We start from the raw sequence: 19,265 nt of genomic DNA on the forward strand, positions 1-19,265 counted from the left end.
AAACACACGCCTCAACTAATCGGGGAAACGGCCGTTATCCATTGCGACTCCGAAGGCCGGGGTCGATTCTTCGGAGTGTTCCAGAGTGGACTCAGGCGTCATTGCAAGCATGCTGCAGCACCCGCTGACCTCGGCGGTGGTGTTGTTGGATGCGCATGGTCAGCCTCTGGCGGCCAACCGCGTTGCGCAATCGTTGGGATTGCCGGCCACCCTTGGCGCCTATGCCGAAGTCCTGGAAAGCAGTCGGGCCCAGGTGGCCAACAGCGGCGGCATGACCGCCTGCGTGCTGCCGGGTACCGGTGGCGGGCGTCTGGAGGGCTGGCTGCGCGCGGTCAGCGACGAACACGGCCAGGTCATGGCCTTCACCCTGAGCATTCCCGAGCCGATGGGTGCCGACGGTACCAGCCGCTGGGAAATCGGCCTGGACAGCGCCGATCACGGTCTGTGGGACTGGGACATTCCAGCCGATGTGGTCTACCGCTCCGAGCGCTGGACCCGCATGCTGGGTTATTCCGAGCAGCCGCTGCCGAACAATCTCACCGCGTTGTCCGGGCTGATCCATCCCGACGACCACGCGCTGGTCAGTGCGGCCGTGCAGGCGCACCTGGACGGCCGTACCGATACCTATACCGCCGAATTCCGTCTGCGTCAGCACGACGGCCAGTGGCGCTGGATCCTGGATCGCGGCCGCGTGGTGTCGCGGACCGCCGACGGCCGCCCGCTGCGCATGGTCGGCACGCATACCGATGTGCACCACCACAAGTTGCTCGAGCAGCAGCTGCGCGAGCAGCAGGCCCAGCTCGAAGAGGCCCAGCGCATCGCCAGCATGGGCAGCTGGAGCTGGGACACGCTCAAGGACACGCTGTGGGTGTCGCCGGATTTCCTGCAACAGCTCGGCATGACCCAGCAGCGCCTGCAGGGTATTCGCGACATCCTGCGCCTGCTGGGCCGGCCGTCGGTCGCGCATCTGCGCAGTGCCTGGCGCAAGATCAAGCACGAAGGCCTGCCGGTGCATTTCGAGCTGGAGATCAACGGGCTTGCCGGCGTCAATCCGCATCACCTGCGGGTCTGGGCACAGCCGGTGTTCGACGGCAATGGCGGCATGGTGCGTCTGCTCGGCCAGCTGCAGAACGTCACCGAGCAGCGCCAGACCGATGCATTGATTCGCTGGCGCACCGAGCTGCTCAACCGCGTGTCTGCGCTGGGCAAGATTGGCGGCTGCGAGATCGAGGTCGACACCCGGCGCATGCAGTGGACCGAGGAGTGCTACCGCATCCATGGCCTGCGCAAGGAAAACATCACCCTGGAGCAGGCGCTGTCGCTGTACACGCAGGATTCGCGCGACGCCTTCGAGGCGGCGCTGCTGCGTATCTCCGACGGCGGCCTGCCCGAACAGCTGGAGCTGTGCTTCTACCGCAATTCCGGCCAGCGGATCTGGGTACAGGTGCTGATCGAGCTGGACCGTCGTGAAGGCCTGCCGCCGCGCTTCGTCGCCTTGTTCCGCGACGTCACCCGCGAACGCGAAGCCAACGAGCGCATCGAGTTGCTGGCCCACTACGATCGCCTGACCGGTCTGCCGAACCGCTTCCTGCTGCGCGAGCAGGCAGAGAACGCGATCCGCGAAGCGCACGAGCGCGGCCAGGTACTGGCGATGCTGCTGATAGATCTGGATGGCTTCAAAAGCATCAACGATTCGTTCGGTCACGCCACCGGCGACAATCTGCTCAAGCTGGCCTCCGCACGCCTGCACCAGCATCTGCGCAACAGCGACCTGTTCGGTCGTTTCAGCGACGACGAATTCATCGTGCTGCTGCGTGATCTCTCCGAACCGGAAGACGCCGGCCATGTTGCGCGTAAGCTGATCAGCGCGCTGGGCGAACCGCTGCGCAAGGATCACGTCACCCTCAAGCTCGGTGCCAGCATCGGTATCGCGCTGCAAGGTGAAGGCCTGTCGGATTTCGACAGCCTGCTGCGCGCCGCCGATGCGGCGATGTATGCAGCCAAGGAATCGGGCCGCAACACCTTCCATTACTACAGCCAGGACGTGCTGATGCGTGCCCAGCGCCGCCTGGAGCTGGAACACGCGCTGCAAGGTGCGCTGGAACGCGAAGAGTTCACCCTGGTCTATCAGCCGCTGGTCAATACGGTGGGCGAATCCTCGCCGGCGATCGAAGCGCTGATGCGCTGGAATCGCCCCGGCCATGGCCAGTGCAGCCCGGTCGAGTTCATTCCGATTGCCGAGGAGTGTGGCGAGATCGTGCGCCTGGGCGAATGGGTGATCGGCGAGGCCTGCCGTCAGGCCGTGGTCTGGGACCGGGCCGGGCTCAACTTCAGCCGCATCGCGGTCAACGTCTCTGCGGTGCAGTTGCGCGAGCGCGGCTTTGCCGAGCGCGTACTGGAAATCTGCCGCGACAACGGCTGGTCGCCATCGCGTCTGGAACTGGAATTGACCGAATCGGCCTTGATCCGCGATTCCGACTCGCTGCGCCGCTGCTTCGAGCTGTTCGAACAGAATGGTGTGCTGTTGGCGGTGGACGACTTCGGTACCGGTTTCTCCAACCTGCATTACCTCAACCGCTTCCCGGTGCAGCGCCTGAAGATCGACCGCAGCTTCGTGCAAGGCATGCTCGACGACGCCAACACCGCCGAAGTGACCCAGGCCATCGTGCATCTGGGCCACGCGCTGGGCATGCAGGTGGTCGCCGAAGGCGTGGAAACGGTGCAGGAAGACGCATTGCTGCGCCAGCAGGGCTGCGACGAAATCCAGGGCTACTTCTATTCGCGGCCGCTGTCGCCGCGCGACATGGCGCAGTGGCTGCGCGAAGCCGAAGCCGGCATGCGCCTCGGCGCACGTCTGGTCCTTGCCAACTGACGCAAGCTGTCGCAGCGCCAGGCGTCGCCCGCCGCCTATTGAAATGCGCCGCTCGAAAGCTCAGCGAGTCGAGGGCGCGATGCCCTCGCCACTTGCGGGACACGCCGTGAATCCATCCCTGGAGGCTCCTCGGGTTCCAGCAACCGGCAGGGGCACCGCGCCAGAGAGTTGGTCGGTGGCCAGACAAAAACACACATATTGCAAGGCCTTGAGACTTTGAGAAGTCCATAGCCTGCCTGTCGAAAGCCTGCCTGTTATTCGGCTTGCGTGAGGAGGATTTTCGGACGCAAGGTGATCCGAACAATGCACCTCATGCTCTGCTTGCAACCACACACACCGACTATCTCGACAGGTCCTTGCCCGCCTACCGTCGCCGGACCTTACGCGGCATGGATGCCGCGTAAGAGCCTACATGGATGTACTTGCGGCGTGTCCTGCGATGGTGGGCGGGCAAGGGCCCTGCAACCAACCTGCAAAGCCAGGCGATCCACACCTGATCCATCACACGCCTGACTACCGAAAGGGTACACGTCGCAATTCAGAGCGGAAGCTACGTCGTGCCGGTGCAGCCCGCTCATCATCGCGGGACCTTGAGCGGCATGGATGCCGCAGTAAGAGCATCGAGGGACGGATTCACGGCGTGTCCCGCAACGGTGGGCAGGCAAGGGCCCTGCTGCCAAGCTACTGAGCTAGGCGCTCTACATCCGACTTGGTGTCGTATAAGTCGTCGAGCAGACGGGCAGGGGAGACGTCACCCTGTTGCTGCAATCGCACGGCATTGCCTGTTCGGCGCCACGCCGGGTGGCACGGCCTGATGCACAAACGCCACAGGTCGGGCAGTGGATACAGCCAGCGGGGCGCCTGCCGAGGCACGCCCCGCTGTCGCACAGAAACGTCAGCGTCCGGATACGTCCACAGCGGCGCCATCCAGCCCCAGGTCCCAGGCCACGGTCGCGAACAGCAGTTCTTCTTCGCTGCAGCTACGGCGCGGGTGCTGCATTGCCTGCACTTCCGCACGGGCGGCACGCTCCAGCCGTTCCAGCGCGGCCGGCATGCGCACGCTGCGCAGCGCGGGCCGGGCAGCGTCGCTTTGTGCGATGCGCTGGGCGTGTGCAGCCGCCAGCGCGGCTGATTCCAGCACGGCCGTGGGTGCATCGGTGGGCGGGGCAAGGAGCGTCATCAGCGGAATACCAGGTTGTTGCGGAACGACAAATCCCCGGAAGGCCGGGGAATGTCGGAAATCAGACAGTGCGTGGCATCGGTCTTAGAACAGCTCGACCGTACCGGCGCCCATGCCTTGCTGCGCCACCGGCTTGTGCGGCGGGCGCTCCCATTCCACACGCATGTCGCGCAGGCGGTTGGACACCTTGGCCAGCGCGGCGACCAGATCGCTGTCGTACACGCCGCCATTGCGATGCAGCAGTTCCTGCAGCGCCACCGCTTCGCGGTTGATCGCGGTGAGGCGATCGAGGTGGGTGTGGATACCGCTCAGCGTCTGCGTGGCGATGTCCTCGAACTGCAGGGCACGCACCGCTTCGGCCACGCTACCGTCGATGGAGCGCGCGCATTCGGAAATTTCGCGCATGCCGTCGCCCAGCGAGGCGTTGATCTGCGCGACGTTCTCCAGCATCGCCGCCGATTCGTGGCGGGCTTCGCGGGAGCGATCCATGTGGCGCGAGGCCAGCTGCGAGACCGTTTCACGCACCTTGGCGATCGATTCCTTGGAGCTGTGTGCCAGCTTGCGGATCTGTTCGTTGAAGGTGGTGGAACGCTCGGACAGGTTGCGCACCTCGTCGGCGACCACCGCGAAGCCGCGACCGGCTTCACCGGCACGGGCTGCTTCGATGGCGGCATTCAAGGCCAGCAGGTTGGTCTGGTCGGCGATCGACTTGACGTCTTCCAGCAGCGCGAAGATGCCATCCAGGTGCTGGGCCATCTCATCGATGTGGTGCACGGTGTTGGTGCTTTGGCCACTCACCTGTTCCAGCGCTTCCACCAGTTGCTCCATGCGGGAGCTGGCGTGCTGGGCGAAGCGGGCGACGTCGACACCGGCGCTGCCGTCGTCACCGGCACGGTCGACGATACGGGCCAATGCCTGGCTTTGCTGGCGCGACTTGCGATTCATCGCTTCGAAGCTGCCACCAAGACCGGACACGGCCTGGCGGATCAGTTCGCGGGCACGCTCGACTTCCGAACGCGAACCGTCGACTTCGTTGCTGACGAACGTACGCAGTTCGTTGAGCAGTTGGTCCTGCTCGCGCAGGATGCGGGTCTGGTCCGGATGACGCCGGAACTGGGAGTAGGTCACCCAGGCAGCGAAACCGAGCCAGCTGAGCGTCATGGTCGCCAGGATCGCCCAGCGCACCGAAGCGGGCCAGTCGAATCCGACAGCGAAGGGAAACAGCAAGGTCAGGGCCAAAGGGGCGGCCAGACGGATAAGTGGACGTGAATACATGGGCGTTCTCGGCAGAGTCACGGTTGCTGTATCGGCCGTACCCCCTTTGTCTTTAGCGACGATCGCCACATCGTCTCGCCCGTTCAATCTTCGTTGACACGCGCCAGCGACCGCCAGCGCGTGTAGCACACCGGGATCGTCAGTGGTTTAGCGCAGCGCGCGGTCCACCGCCTCGATCATTGCGCGCTTGGCAAACAGGAAATCCCACAGGCTGCCACCCATCTGCCGCCACAACACGGCCGAGCGGACCGCGGCCAGCAGCAGCGCGCGGATTTCCGCAACCACGCCGGCCTGGCCCAGGTAATGCGGATTGCCCTGCACCATGACCTTGGGGCGCAGGTGGCTGATGGTCTGCGCATACAGCCCGCCAAGCGAACTCAGCACATCCGGGTGGCCGCTGTCGCCCAGGCTGTGTGCCTGCCGCGCCGCTGCCTCGATGCCATTGGAGACCGTGGCGACGGTGGCGGTGTCGCGCACGAAGCGGCGCTCCAGCTGCAGCACTGCCAGCGCCAGTCGCGGTAGGACCTCGTCCTGGCCCTGGTTGTGGAAATAGTTGTGCAGCACCCGCAGGCCCTGCGCCACATCCGCGACCGAGCCGTACACGGCCTCCGGCGAGGACGCATCCACCCGGAACACGCTGTCCATGGCGGTACGCACCGTCGCAGCCTCCGAATGCCCGGTTTCGGCGATCCGCCGCACCTGTTGCAGGGCCTGGGCGACGCCGGCAAGCGCCAGCACGCGGTGATCCATGGAAGAACTCATCAAGCCACTACCTCAGGTGAAAAAGAAGATCCCGCCAGTTGGCGTTCCAGCGGCGCATCGGTGGCGGCAATGACTGCGCCACCCAGGCATTCCTCGCCGTCGTACAACACCAGCGACTGCCCGGGCGTCACCGCCCGCTGCGGCCGCTCGAAACGCACCTGCACGCTGCCATCGTCCTGCACCTCCACCGTGCACGGCTCGTCGGGCTGCCGGTAACGTGTCTGTGCGGTGCAGCCGAAGCTGCGCGCGGGCGGTGCCCCGGTAACCCAATGGGCCTGCTCGGACTGCAGCCAGCGCGATTGCAGCAGCGGGCTGTCGCGGTCCTGGTCCACATACAGCACGTTGCTCGCCACATCCTTGCCGACCACGTACCACGGCGCGGCGGCACGCCCACGCACGCCACCGATGTTCAGGCCTTCGCGCTGACCGAGGGTGAAATAGAACACCCCCGGATGCTCGGCGATGCGCTGCCCCTGCGGGTCGCGGATCTCGCCGCTGCGTGCGGGCAGGTAACGGCCCAGAAACTCGCGGAAATCGCGCTCGCCGATGAAGCAGATGCCGGTGGAATCCTTCTTGGCATGGGTCGGCAGACCGGCGTCCTGGGCGACCCGGCGCAGCGTGCTTTTTTCCATATCGCCGATCGGAAACAGCGTCGCGGCCAGCTGGGTCTGGCCCAGCTGATGCAGGAAATAGCTCTGGTCCTTGCTGCGGTCGGCGCCGCGCAGCAGGCGCCAGCGCCCGCCGCTGTGCGCCACCCGCGCATAGTGGCCGGTGGCGATGCGCTCGGCGCCCAGCGCCTGGGCCGCCTCCAGAAAATGCTTGAACTTGACCTCGCGGTTGCACAGCACGTCCGGGTTCGGCGTGCGCCCGGCCGCGTATTCGGCCAGGAAGTGCTCGAACACGCCGCTCCAGTATTCACCGGAAAAATCGCGGAAGTGGAACGGGATGCCCAGCACCCCGCACACCGCCACCGCATCGCGGCGGTCGTCCTCGGCGCGGCAATCGCCGCTGCCATCGTCGGCCCAGTTCTGCATGAACAGCCCGGCGATCGACTCGCCCTGCTGGGCCAGCCGCCAGGCCGCCACCGACGAATCCACACCGCCGGAGACACCGACAACGATCCGCGGCGTACTCATGCGACGTGCCGCACCAAGGCCAAGGGATGGCGCTGGCCGGCCAGATAGTCGGCCACCACCTCCCACACCAGCGGGCTGCGCAGGCGCTCGCTCGCGCTGCGCAATTCGTCCGGCGTCATCCACAACGCGCGCACCACGCCGGTATCCAGGCTGCGCTCGGGATGGTGGGTCACGGCCTCGGCCACAAACGCAAACCGCAGGAAGCACTGGCCAGTCGGGGCGACCCACTGATAGGTGCCGATGAAATGGGTCAGGCGGACATCCCAGCCGGTCTCTTCCAGCGTCTCGCGCACCGCCGCATCGAGCAGGCTCTCATCCGGTTCCAGATGCCCGGCAGGCTGGTTCAACAACAGCTTGCCGCCGATGGTCTCTTCCACCTGCAGGAAGCGCCCGTCGCGCACCACCACGGTGGCTACGGTGACATCCGGATGCCAGCGTTGGTCGGAAGCGCTCATCGCTGCGGGTCCTGCGTGATCGGGGCGGCGCTCGCGCTAGCGGCGAACCGTACGGTTTGAAGCCAGGTCAAGCGGCGCTGCGACCCGGCAAGGTGCACGGAGCTGGACAAGTCGGCAGTGAACGACGGCGCCAGCAACCGCGCGGTCAGGGAATCGGTCATCAAGGGCCAGCCATGGAATCGGAGACAAATTGTGCGGGGCGCGGCGTAAATCGTCCAATGCGTGCGGCGATGAACCGTATAATGCCCGGATGCCTCGTAAGACCTCACACGAACACGATCACGGCCTCACCGTCGAAGCCAGCAAGCCTGAAGTGGCGCCACCGCCGCGCTACCAGGTGCTTTTGCTGAACGACGACTACACCCCGATGGACTTCGTGGTGACGGTGCTGCAGCAGTTTTTCAACCTCGATCTGGAGCGGGCCACCCAGGTCATGCTGCATGTCCATACCCGTGGACGCGGCGTCTGCGGGGTCTACAGCCGCGAAGTCGCCGAGTCCAAGGTGGCGCAGGTCAATGAATTTTCGCGCATGAACCAGCACCCGCTGCTGTGCACGATGGAACAGACCTGAGGCGTCAATCCGATCATTCCAGCAGCGCAACACTGTGGCTGCAATCACATGCTAACGCCGTCTGAACATGCCTATCCGATAGGGTTGTGGTAAATCCCAACAAAAGCCGCATATTGTTGGCAACAGCCGTTCGGAGTTACCAATGTTCAGCAAAGACCTAGAGCAAACCATCGGCCAGTGCTACAAGCGAGCACGCGAGGCGCGTCATGAGTTCATGACCGTCGAGCACCTGCTGCTCTCGCTGCTGGACAACCCGTCCGCCCAGGCCGTCCTCAAGGCTTGCGGCGCCGACCAGGTGCGTTTGCACAACGATCTGGAGCAGGCGATCGAGGCCTCGGTCTCGCGCCTGGCCGAAGACGATGGCCGCGACACCCAGCCCACCCTGGGCTTCCAGCGCGTGCTGCAGCGTGCGGTCTATCACGTGCAATCCTCGGGCAAGAAGGAAGTCACCGGCGCCAACGTGCTGGTCGCGATCTTCGGCGAGAAGGATTCGCACGCGGTGTACTTCCTGAACCAGCAGGACATCACCCGTCTGGATATCGTCAATTACCTCTCCCACGGCATCGCCAAGCTGGGTGAGGACGGTGAGCAGCCGTCCGCCTCCGATGGCGAGCCCAAGAGCGAGGGCGGGGAGGGCGAGGCCAAGGGCGATGCGCTGGCCGAGTTCGCCACCAATCTCAACGAGCAGGCCCGCAACGGCAAGATCGACCCGTTGGTCGGCCGTGGCGACGAAATCGAGCGCACCATCCAGGTGCTTTGCCGCCGCCGCAAGAACAACCCGCTCTACGTGGGCGAGGCCGGCGTGGGCAAGACCGCGATCGCCGAAGGTCTGGCCAAGCGCATCGTTGACAACGACGTGCCGGAGGTACTGGCCGATGCGGTGATCTTCTCGCTGGACCTGGGCGCGCTGGTGGCCGGCACCAAGTACCGCGGCGACTTCGAAAAGCGCCTCAAGGGCGTGCTGGCGGCGCTGAAGAAGGTGCCCAACGCGGTGCTGTTCATCGACGAGATCCATACCATCATCGGTGCCGGATCGGCGTCGGGTGGCACCATGGATGCGTCCAATCTGATCAAGCCGGCGCTGTCGTCGGGCGAGCTGCGCTGCATCGGCTCGACCACGTTCCAGGAATACCGCGGCATCTTCGAAAAGGACCGTGCACTGGCGCGTCGCTTCCAGAAGATCGACATCGTCGAGCCGACCGTGGGCGAGACCTTCGAAATCCTGCAGGGCCTCAAGCCCAAGTACGAGGCGCATCACGGTGTGACCTATGCCGATGACGCGCTGCAGGCGGCCGTAGACCTGTCGGTCAAGCACATCGGTGACCGCCTGCTGCCGGACAAGGCGATCGATGTGATCGACGAGGCCGGTGCGCGTCAGCGTCTGCTGCCGGAAGGCAAGCGCAAGGAACTGATCGATATCGAGGAGATCGAGACCATCGTCGCCAAAATGGCGCGGATTCCGGCCAAGCAGGTCAGCGCGACCGACAAGGACGTGCTGCAGCATCTGGAGCGCAACCTGAAGATGGTGATCTTCGGGCAGAACCCGGCAATCGAGACGCTGGCCGGTTCGATCAAGCTGGCGCGCTCGGGCCTGGCCAATCCGGAAAAGCCGATCGGCAACTTCCTGTTCGCCGGCCCCACCGGTGTCGGCAAGACCGAGGTCACCAAGCAGCTCGCGCTGCAGCTGGGGATCGAACTGGTGCGCTTCGACATGTCCGAGTACATGGAAGCGCATTCGATCAGCCGCCTGATCGGTGCGCCTCCGGGTTATGTGGGCTTCGATCAAGGCGGTCTGTTGACCGAGAAAATCGTCAAGACGCCGCACTGCGTGCTGCTGCTGGATGAGGTGGAGAAGGCGCATCCGGACATCTTCAACATCCTGTTGCAGGTCATGGATCGCGGCATTCTGACCGACACCAACGGGCGCGAGGCGAACTTCAAGAACGTGATCCTGGTGATGACGACCAATGCCGGCGCCACCCAGGCGTCGCGGCGGTCGATCGGCTTCACCAAGCAGGATCACTCCACCGATGCGATGGAGTCGATTCGCCGCGGCTTCACGCCCGAGTTCCGCAACCGCCTGGATGCGATCGTGCAGTTCCAGCCGCTGGGCTTCGATCACATCCTGCGGGTGGTGGACAAGTTCATCATCGAGCTGGAAATGCTGCTGCAGGAAAAGCACGTCTCGCTGTCGGCCACCCCGACTGCGCGCGACTGGCTGGCCCAGCACGGCTTCGATCCATTGATGGGCGCGCGCCCGATGTCGCGTGTGATCCAGGAGAAGATCAAGCGTCCGCTGGCCGACGAACTGTTGTTCGGCAAGCTGGTGGAAGGCGGTCGGGTCAGTATCGACGTCAAGGATGGCGAACTGGTGGTGGAAGCGCACCCGGAACCAGAGCGTCTGCTGCCGGCAACGGTCGACTGATCGCCTTGCGGTCCTGAAACGAAAGAACCGCTCGAAAGAGCGGTTTTTTTATGCCCTCAGAACTTGTGGCCCGAGTGAGGGGCGCGCAGAAGCCGGGCGGCGGTCGCGGCTCGCGAGGAGCAACGACAGCGCGCTTCCGGAGCTTGGGCAGGGTAGCGATCGAGGCGTAAGCGCCGGAGGCAAGGTGCAAGCGAAGACAGACGCAAGCCGACACTGCCGGATCGCCGCTGCCAACCCGATACGCAAATCTCGGGAACGACAAAAAGCGGCCATTGGCCGCCTCGCGTCTCACACCAGAACCGCTTACTTCATGCGGTAGGTAATACGACCCTTGGTCAGGTCGTAGGGAGTCATCTCAACTTTGACCCGGTCGCCGGTCAGGATGCGGATGTAGTTCTTGCGCATGCGGCCGGAGATGTGGGCGATGATCTCATGCCCGTTTTCCAGCTTGACCCGGAACGTGGTGTTGGGGAGCGTCTCGCTGACGCTGCCTTCGAATTCAATGGAGTCGTCTTTCGACATGTAATCCTGTGCAATCACGGCTGGCCCGGAAGGGCCGTAAGGGACGGCATTTTACGCCCCATCTCCCCGCGGTGCAAATTTTATGTTAAGCGGACTTCAGCGAGTGCGCTGGCAGGCCGCTCGCCGTAGCGTTCGGACCAACTGCCGGGTGCCGCCGCCTGGCCGACCTGCAGCCGCACCTGCTGCAGGAACTCTGCACGTGGCAGGCGTTGCGCCCCCAGGCGCATCAGGTGCGGATTTTCCACCTGTGCGTCGAGCAACGGCCACCCGCGGGAGTGCAGGTGCGCGGCCAGCGCCGCCAGCGCCACCTTGGAGCCGCCGCTGTCGACACTGAACATGCTCTCGCCGAAGAACATCCGGCCGACCGCCACGCCGTAGATGCCGCCGACCAGGCGTGTGCCATCGAATACTTCCAGCGAATGCGCATGGCCCAGCCGATGCAGTTCGAGATAGGCCTGCTGCATCGGCGTGGTGATCCAGGTGCCATTCTGGCCGGCACGCGGAATCGACGCGCAGGCATCGATCACCTGCGCGAAGGCGGTATCGGCGCGCACGATCCAGTGGCTGCTGCGCAGCTGGCGACGGAAGCGCGAGGACAGGCGCACGCCATCGGTGCGAAACACCGTGCGTGGGTCCGGGCTCCACCACAGGATCGGCTGGCCTTCCGAGAACCACGGGAACACGCCACTGGCATAGGCGTTGAGCAGGCGCTGCGGCGACAGGTCGCCACCGATGGCGAGCAGGCCGTCCGGCTCGCGCAACGCGGACTCGGCCGGCGGAAACGGGGCGGCCGGATCGGCCGCCAGCAGGTAGGGAAGGGCGCGGGACATGCGCGCAGTGTAGAGCGTGGCGTACATGCTGCACCCAGGGCGACGACCATCGCCGGCGCGACGAACCGCGTGTGTGGTCGACACACTTTGCGGCATGCGTCCGCGAGCACCGCGGTGCCGGGCGCGTGGTTCGCACTCGCCAGACGAGTGTTCTCTGGGTGGATTTGGCCGCCTTGCTCCGACGTCCGCAAGACGCCCGGCCGGCGATCAGCGGCGGCTACGCCCTACGTCGCCGCCGCGCGGCTCAGTCGCGAAACGGGCTGTGCTCGGACAGCTCGCGTGCGTGCCGGGCCACCGCCTGGCGCTCGTCGGCACACCATTGCGCCAGCGGCTCGCGGAAGCCGGGGTCGGCGATCCAGTGGCGGCTGCGGACCAGGGTCGGCAGAAAGCCGCGCGCGATCTTGTGCTCGCCTTGCGCGCCGGGCTCGAAGCGAGCCAAGCCCTCGCGCAGGCAGTATTCGATGCCCTGGTAGTAGCAGGTTTCGAAATGCAGCCCCGGAAGGGCTTCACCGCCCCAGTAACGCCCGTACAGCGTGTCGCGCCCGCGCAGACAGAGCGCGCCGGCGATCGGTTTCCCGTCCAGCTCGGCCAGAAACATCACCAGTTGGCGCGGCAGGTGCCGGGCCAGGTGATGCAGGAATTCCGGCGTCAGCGCGGGCGAATTGCCGTATTCGTTGAAGGTCTTGAGATAGAAACCGTACATCGCTTCCAGGTCGGCGTCGCTGGCTTCATCGCCATGCACCACGCGCAACTGCACGCCGGCCCGCTGCACCTTGGCGCGCTCCTGGCGGATGTTCTTGCGCCGTTTATGGTCCATCGCGGCCAGGAAGCTTTCGAAATCGCTCCAGCCACTAGCGTTGTGCCAGTGGTACTGCAGATCGTTGCGCTCCAGCCAGTCGGCGTCGAAGGCGGTGTCTTCGTCGGCCGGGTGGAAGTTGACGTGCGCCGACGACAGCCCGCTGCGCTCCACCAGCGTACGCATCGCCGCGAGCAACTGCGGGCGCCAGCGCGCTGCGCCCAGCAGGCGCGGTCCGGTCACCGGCGAGTAGGGCACCCCGCACAGCCACTTGGGGAAGTACTCCTGACCGTAGCGCGCATAGGCGTGCGCCCAGGCGTGGTCGAACACGAACTCGCCATGCGAGTTGTTCTTCAGGTACCCCGGCGCGGCGGCGACCAGCGTGTCGCCATCCCATAGTGTCAGGTGCAGCGGGTTCCAGCCCCAGTCCGGGCGCAGGCAGCCCTCCTGCTCCAGGCCTTCCAGGAACGCATAAGAAATGAATGGGTGCGCGCCGTCGTGCAGCGTATCCCAGGCCTCGGCCGGAAGCTCGTCCAGCCGGCGGCACCAGCGGGCGGTGACGCTCATGCGCACGGTCCGCTGGTTTCGGCGCTGCCCGCGCGGCGCGGCCGGCGGTCAGCAGCCACCTCAGGCGCTCTTGTCGAGGTAGCGCTCGGCATCCAGCGCGGCCATGCAGCCGAAGCCGGCCGAGGTGATCGCCTGGCGGTAGTGCTGGTCGGCGACGTCGCCGGCGGCGAACACACCGGCCACCGAGGTCTCGGTCGCCGCGCCGTTGAGGCCGGAGCGGATTTCCAGGTAGCCGTTGTTCATCGCCAGCTGGCCGTCGAACAGTTGCGTGTTGGGATGATGGCCGATGGCAACGAAGAAGCCGTGCGCGACGATCTCGCGGGTGCTGCCGTCGAGGGTGGACTTGACCCGCACGCCGGTGACGCCGGCATCGTTGCCCAGTACTTCATCGATGGCGTGGTGCCAGACGGTTTCGATCTTGCCGGCGGCGACTTTGGCGAACAGCTTGTCCTGCATGATCTTTTCGGCGCGCAGCGTGTCGCGGCGATGCACCAGGTAGACCTTGCGGGCGATGTTGGACAGGTACAGCGCTTCTTCGACCGCGGTATTGCCGCCGCCGACCACCACCACGTCCTGGTCCTTGTAGAAGAAGCCGTCGCAGGTGGCGCAGGCGGACACGCCGCGGCCCTTGAAGGCTTCCTCACTGGGGATGCCCAGGTACTTGGCGGTGGCGCCGGTGGAGATGATCAGTGCGTCGCAGGTGTATTCGGCACCGTCGCCGGTCAGACGGAACGGGCGCTGCGACAGGTCGGCGGTGTGGATGTGGTCGAAGATCACCTCGGTCTCGAAGCGCTCGGCATGCGCCTGCATGCGGCTCATCAGGTCCGGGCCCATCAGGCCGTGGGGGTCGCCCGGCCAGTTGTCGACTTCGGTAGTGGTCATCAGCTGGCCGCCTTGCTGCAGGCCGGTGATCACCACCGGCTTGAGGTTGGCGCGGGCGGCGTAGACCGCGGCGGTCCAGCCGGCCGGGCCGGAGCCCAGGATCAGCAGACGGGAATGCTTGGCGGGACTGGCAGAAGAGGCGCTCATGTATACTCGCGATCTAGGAATTGGCAGGGCAGGCGGGTGAATTCGCGCCCCTGTGGCGGCATAGAGTGGCGGTCCCCACCCGGTGAATCAAGGCGGCGCGATGGAACTGCTTGAACCGCAGATGGCATGGTCCACCCAGTACGCGTAATCAACGCCGCCCCGTGCGGCGTTTTTTGTTGACCATCGCATGCCTGGGCAGGCGATGCGCATGCAACAGCTGAAACCGTGGCCTCAGTCGTTTATTATCAACCACTAACAGCATTTTTCTAAGGTCTGGCTACAGGTGGCAAAGCAGGTTCCCGAACGCAGCAAGCCCGCTGAGGGCAAGACGTCCTCGCGCAAGACAGCGGCGGCGGACAATCCGCGTCGGCAAAAGCTCTGGCGCGATCTGGCATTGATCGCGGTGGCGCCGCTGCTGCTGTATCTGCTGGCCAGCCTGTTCACCTATTCGAGCGCCGATCCGGGCTGGTCGCAGACCGGCAGCGTGGTCGCGCCGGTGCACAACATGGGCGGCCGCGTCGGTGCCTGGACGGCCGACGTGCTGCTGCAGCTGTTCGGTTATGTGGCCTTCCTGCTGCCGGTGGTGCTGGGCGCGGTGGCCTGGATCGCCTTGTTCGGCATGGACAAGGAAGGACAGGCCGAGGCCGACCTGGGGCCGGCATTGCGGCTGGTCGGCATGGTGGGTTTCCTGATCGCTTCGACCGGCTTCCTGCATCTGCGCCTGTTCAGCGGCGACGTGGCCGCCGCTGGCGGGATCCTGGGGCGGTTGGTTAGCAATTCGCTGAGCGCCGGGTTCGGGGCCTTGGGCGCGAACCTGTTCGTGCTGGTGCTGCTGCTGGTGTCGATCACCCTGGCCACCGGCCTGTCGTGGTTTGCGGTGATGGAGCGCATCGGCACCTGGGTGCTGGCGCTGGGGCCGCTGATGCAGCGCAAAACCCACCAGGCCACCGAGTGGCAGCAGACCCGTGTGATGCGCGAAGAGCGCGAGGAAGTGCGCAAGGTCGATGCGGTCAAGCAGGCCAAGCGCGAGCCGGTCAAGATCGAGCCGCCGCCGGCACCGGTGGTGGAAAAGAGCGAGCGCGCCAAGCGCGATACCCAGATCCCGATGTTCCAGGGCGTGAGCACCGACGGCTCCGACCTGCCGCCGCTGGCCCTGCTGGACGACCCCAAGCCGCAGGCCAAGGGCTATTCGGAAGAGACGCTGGAGACGCTGTCGCGGCAGATCGAGTTCAAGCTCAAGGATTTCCGCATCGAGGCGCAGGTGGTCGGGGCCTATCCGGGCCCGGTGATCACCCGCTTCGAGATCGAGCCGGCACCGGGCATCAAGGTCAGCCAGATCAGCTCGCTGGACAAGGACATCGCGCGCGGGCTGTCGGTCAAGTCAGTGCGTGTGGTCGACGTGATCCCGGGCAAGTCGGTGATCGGCCTGGAGATCCCCAACGTCAGCCGCGAGATGATCTTCCTGTCCGAGCTGCTGCGCTCCAAGGAATACGACAAGTCGGCCAGTCCGCTGACCCTGGCCCTGGGCAAGGACATCGCCGGGCGCCCGACGGTGGCCGACCTGGCGCGCATGCCGCACTTGCTGGTGGCCGGCACAACCGGCTCGGGCAAGTCGGTGGCGGTCAACGCGATGGTGCTGAGCCTGCTGTTCAAGGCCTCGCACAAGGAACTGCGCATGCTGATGATCGACCCGAAGATGCTCGAATTGAGCGTCTATCAGGGCATCCCGCATCTGCTGGCGCCGGTGGTCACCGACATGAAGGAGGCCGCCAACGGCCTGCGTTGGTGCGTGGCCGAGATGGAGCGCCGCTACAAGCTGATGAGCGCAGTGGGCGTGCGCAACCTGGCCGGTTTCAACAAGAAGATCAAGGACGCCATCGACGCCGGCCAGCCGATGATGGACCCGCTGTTCAAGCCCAATCCCGAACTGGGAGAGGCGCCGCGGCCGCTGGAGACGCTGCCGTTCATCGTGATCTTCATCGACGAATTCGCCGACATGATGATGATCGTCGGCAAGAAGGTCGAAGAGTTGATCGCGCGCCTGGCGCAGAAGGCGCGTGCGGCCGGTATCCATCTGATCCTGGCCACGCAGCGGCCGTCGGTGGACGTGATCACCGGCCTGATCAAGGCCAATATCCCGACCCGCGTGGCGTTCCAGGTCAGCTCCAAGATCGACTCGCGCACCATCCTGGATCAGTCCGGCGCCGAAGCGCTGCTGGGCAATGGCGACATGCTGTATCTGCCGCCCGGCACTGCGCTGCCGGACCGCGTGCATGGTGCCTTCGTGAGCGACGAGGAAGTGCATCGGGTGGTCGAGCACCTCAAGGCCAGCGGGCCGGTGTCCTACGTCGAAGGCGTGCTGGACGAAGTGCAGACCATGGGCGATGGCACCGTGGTCGGTGCGACCGGTTTGCCGGAGAGCAGCGGCGGTGGCGGCGACGAGTCAGACCCCCTGTACGACGAAGCCTTGCGCATCGTCACCGAAACCCGGCGTGCCTCGATCTCCGGCGTGCAGCGGCGCTTGAAGATCGGCTACAACCGCGCCGCACGCCTGATCGAAGCGATGGAAGCGGCCGGCGTGGTCAGCCCGCCCGAGCACAATGGCGATCGCACCGTGCTGGCACCGCCGCCGCCCAAGTAATCGGCGGCCGGCGACGCGGCGCGTATCGGCCTGGTCGACGCCGCGTTCCGTGCTGATGCGGAGTGTGCGCGCGTATGCACATGCGCATGGATGCGGCAATGTTGGAGGCCGGTGCCTGACGCTGCGGCGCACACCGGCTACCCTGATGCCCGAGGGCCGCTCCGGCCCGCCGCGATCGAGACCCATGCTGCGTCGTTCCGTGTTGCTGTTGCTGCTGCTGATCTCACTGCCATTGCTGGCCCAGGCCCAGGCCCAGCAACAGCCCGCGCCTGCTGCCGCTGTGGCGCGCACGCAGGCCGACACCAACTACAGCTTCGTGCGCTATCGCGCCGACTACGAAGTGCGTGCCGATGCCAGCAGCGTGGAAACCGACGAGTACGAGATCCTGCTCAAGACCAAGTCGGCAGTGGAGCAGTTCAGCCAGGTGCGGCTGAGCTACAGCGAGAAGATGGAAACCCTGGAGGTGCTGCAGGCCTACACCGTCACCGCCGAAGGACTGCGCCAGGATGTGGCGCCCGACAAGATCTACACCCAGGAAAGCTACTCCAGCGCAGCGGCGGCGATGTATGCCGACCGCAAGGTCAAGGTGGTGGTGTTCCCGAATCTGGCCCCGGGCGCGCGCATCGTCTATCGCGTGCGGCGTGCGCAGAACACCCCATACTTCCCCGGCTACTTCAGTCTGTGGGAGACCTTCAGCGTGTTCGCGCAATACGACGATGCGGTGGTCACGCTGGTGGCACCGAAGGCATTGCCGATGCATTTGTCGGTGCGCGGCTTGCAGGGCGGGACCCGGCCGGTGGTGCGTGGCGATCAGGCGCGCTGGGAGTGGCGCTATCAGCGCACCACGCCGATGAAGAACCAGAACTGGAGCGCGGCGACCTGGGAGTTCAGCCCCACCTTGATGGCCAGCACCTTCGACAGCTGGGCGCAGATGGGCCTGGCCTATCACGTCAAGGGTGGCCGCGCCGCCGCGGTGACGCCGGCGATCCAGTCGCTGGCCGACGAGGTGACCCGCGGCATCGACGCGCCGCGGGCGCAGGCCGCTGCGCTGTACGCGTGGGTGGCGCGCAATATCCGCTACGTGGCGGTATACCTAGGCAATGGCGGGCTGGAGCCCAACAGCGCCGACAGCATTCTGTCCAACCACTATGGCGACTGCAAGGACCACACCGTGATCCTGGAAGCCTTGCTGGCGGCCAAGGGCATTGCCAGCACACCGGTGCTGATCGGTGCCGAAGGCGGGCCGACGCTGCCGCCGATCCCGGTGCTCGGCCGCTTCAATCACGCCATCACCTACATCCCGGCGTTCGATCTGTATGTCGATTCGACCAATCCGTACGCGCGCTTCGGCCAGTTGCCGGCCGGCGACCTCGGGGCGCCGGTGGTGCATACGCTGGACGGCAAGGTCACGCATACCCCGCCCAACGACCGCAAGGTCAACCGCTACGTCGCGCGTACCGAGTACCGCTTTACCCCGCAGGGCGGGCTACACGGCCTGACCACGCTCGACAGCGGACAGACCGGCGAGGTGGGGCTGCGTGCGATGTTCGTGCAGCTCAATGCGCAGAACCGCAATCGCATCGAGGAGTCGATCATTGCGCAGTCCGGCTTCGACGGCACCGGCGATCTGTTGATCCAGGGCGACCCGCTGGATCTGGATGCGCCGTTCAACTATCGCTATTCCTTCCAGGCCGAGGATGCGGTGGATTTTTCGGTGGTCGGCGGTATGACCTTGCCCGATATGCCCGGTGCCGAATCCACCCGAGGCATCTATACGACCACCTCGGCCGACGACAACCTGACCCCGTTCTACTGCAACGACAGCGTGCGCGAAGAGACCTATGTGGTGAGCTTCCCGGCGACGGTGCCGATCATCGCGATTCCGCGCAGCAGCCGCTTTCGCAACGCTGCTGGCGAGTACGCGGTCGAGTGGGCGCGCCAGGGCCAGACGGTGACGGCGGTGCATCGCTTGCAACGCGCAGCAGTACGTGGGCCGCAGGCGCTGTGTCAGCCGCAGGATTACCGTGCGTTTCGCGAGCTCTACCAGCAGGTGCGGCGCGGCTTTCGCGGGCAGATCGTGTACGGCGATCTGTCCAGGGTACAGACGGCGCAGTGAGATGAATCGACTGGCAGCGGCCGCGATCTGAACGCCTTGTGCGATAGCGCTCGCCCATTCATCTAGGAAGTATCAGAATTCCCGCATA

14 protein-coding genes are annotated in these 19,265 nt (G+C 65.4%); 5 read left to right on the forward strand and 9 right to left on the reverse strand.

Annotated elements, in window-relative coordinates; all coding sequences use genetic code 11:
- Positions 1–85: 85 nt before the first annotated feature.
- On the forward strand, positions 86–2,872 hold the full coding sequence (locus DYQ94_RS16750) for a sensor domain-containing protein (protein WP_179465880.1): 2,787 nt from the start codon (positions 86–88) through the stop codon (positions 2,870–2,872).
- Between the two features lie 895 nt (positions 2,873–3,767).
- Here DYQ94_RS16750 and DYQ94_RS16755 read toward each other — a convergent pair.
- The 5 genes from DYQ94_RS16755 to DYQ94_RS16775 form a co-directional block, all read right to left on the reverse strand.
- Positions 3,768–4,052 carry a hypothetical protein gene (locus DYQ94_RS16755; RefSeq protein ID WP_047128680.1) on the reverse strand — a complete coding sequence of 95 codons (285 nt, stop codon included), beginning with the start codon at positions 4,050–4,052 and terminating at the stop codon, positions 3,768–3,770.
- An 84-nt stretch (positions 4,053–4,136) separates the two neighbouring features.
- Positions 4,137–5,414, reverse strand: a complete 1,278-nt coding sequence (locus DYQ94_RS16760) for a methyl-accepting chemotaxis protein (protein WP_180968744.1) — start codon at positions 5,412–5,414, stop codon at positions 4,137–4,139.
- Between the two features lie 60 nt (positions 5,415–5,474).
- Entirely contained in the window at positions 5,475–6,089 is a 615-nt protein-coding gene (hflD, locus tag DYQ94_RS16765; RefSeq protein ID WP_126966709.1) for a high frequency lysogenization protein HflD, read from the reverse strand.
- Positions 6,089–7,225, reverse strand: coding sequence for a tRNA 2-thiouridine(34) synthase MnmA (gene mnmA, locus DYQ94_RS16770; protein ID WP_054590953.1), 1,137 nt, complete (start codon positions 7,223–7,225; stop codon positions 6,089–6,091). The genes hflD and mnmA overlap by 1 nt, the downstream gene beginning before the upstream one ends.
- Positions 7,222–7,680 carry an NUDIX hydrolase gene (locus tag DYQ94_RS16775; RefSeq protein WP_024940110.1) on the reverse strand — a complete coding sequence of 153 codons (459 nt, stop codon included), beginning with the start codon at positions 7,678–7,680 and terminating at the stop codon, positions 7,222–7,224. The genes mnmA and DYQ94_RS16775 overlap by 4 nt, the downstream gene beginning before the upstream one ends.
- Positions 7,681–7,930: 250 nt before the next feature.
- Here DYQ94_RS16775 and clpS point away from each other — a divergent pair, with 250 nt between their 5' ends.
- Positions 7,931–8,251: an ATP-dependent Clp protease adapter ClpS gene (gene clpS, locus DYQ94_RS16780; RefSeq protein WP_016901748.1), complete on the forward strand. Its 321-nt coding sequence runs from the start codon at positions 7,931–7,933 to the stop codon at positions 8,249–8,251.
- Between the two features lie 142 nt (positions 8,252–8,393).
- Positions 8,394–10,676 (forward strand): ATP-dependent Clp protease ATP-binding subunit ClpA, encoded by a 2,283-nt coding sequence (gene clpA / locus DYQ94_RS16785; RefSeq protein WP_039527343.1) that lies wholly within the window; start codon positions 8,394–8,396, stop codon positions 10,674–10,676.
- A gap of 303 nt (positions 10,677–10,979) precedes the next feature.
- Here the strand turns inward: clpA and infA are convergent, their stop codons facing one another.
- The 4 genes from infA to trxB form a co-directional block, all read right to left on the reverse strand.
- Positions 10,980–11,198, reverse strand: coding sequence for a translation initiation factor IF-1 (gene infA, locus DYQ94_RS16790; protein WP_002813418.1), 219 nt, complete (start codon positions 11,196–11,198; stop codon positions 10,980–10,982).
- An 80-nt stretch (positions 11,199–11,278) separates the two neighbouring features.
- Positions 11,279–12,028, reverse strand: coding sequence for a leucyl/phenylalanyl-tRNA--protein transferase (gene aat / locus DYQ94_RS16795; RefSeq protein WP_126966710.1), 750 nt, complete (start codon positions 12,026–12,028; stop codon positions 11,279–11,281).
- A gap of 244 nt (positions 12,029–12,272) precedes the next feature.
- Positions 12,273–13,391 carry a GNAT family N-acetyltransferase gene (locus tag DYQ94_RS16800; protein WP_126966711.1) on the reverse strand — a complete coding sequence of 373 codons (1,119 nt, stop codon included), beginning with the start codon at positions 13,389–13,391 and terminating at the stop codon, positions 12,273–12,275.
- Between the two features lie 60 nt (positions 13,392–13,451).
- On the reverse strand, positions 13,452–14,420 hold the full coding sequence (gene trxB, locus DYQ94_RS16805) for a thioredoxin-disulfide reductase (protein WP_016901755.1): 969 nt from the start codon (positions 14,418–14,420) through the stop codon (positions 13,452–13,454).
- Positions 14,421–14,703: 283 nt separating this feature from the next.
- Between trxB and DYQ94_RS16810 the strand changes: the two genes are divergently transcribed.
- The gene (locus DYQ94_RS16810) at positions 14,704–17,061 is read left to right on the forward strand and encodes a DNA translocase FtsK (RefSeq protein WP_104574548.1); all 2,358 of its coding nucleotides are present in this window, start codon (positions 14,704–14,706) and stop codon (positions 17,059–17,061) included.
- Positions 17,062–17,245: 184 nt separating this feature from the next.
- Positions 17,246–19,177: a DUF3857 domain-containing transglutaminase family protein gene (locus DYQ94_RS16815; protein WP_126966712.1), complete on the forward strand. Its 1,932-nt coding sequence runs from the start codon at positions 17,246–17,248 to the stop codon at positions 19,175–19,177.
- Positions 19,178–19,265: the final 88 nt, after the last annotated feature.

It is taken from the genome of Xanthomonas sp. LMG 8993 (assembly GCF_009835065.2).
Lineage (GTDB): Bacteria > Pseudomonadota > Gammaproteobacteria > Xanthomonadales > Xanthomonadaceae > Xanthomonas > Xanthomonas arboricola.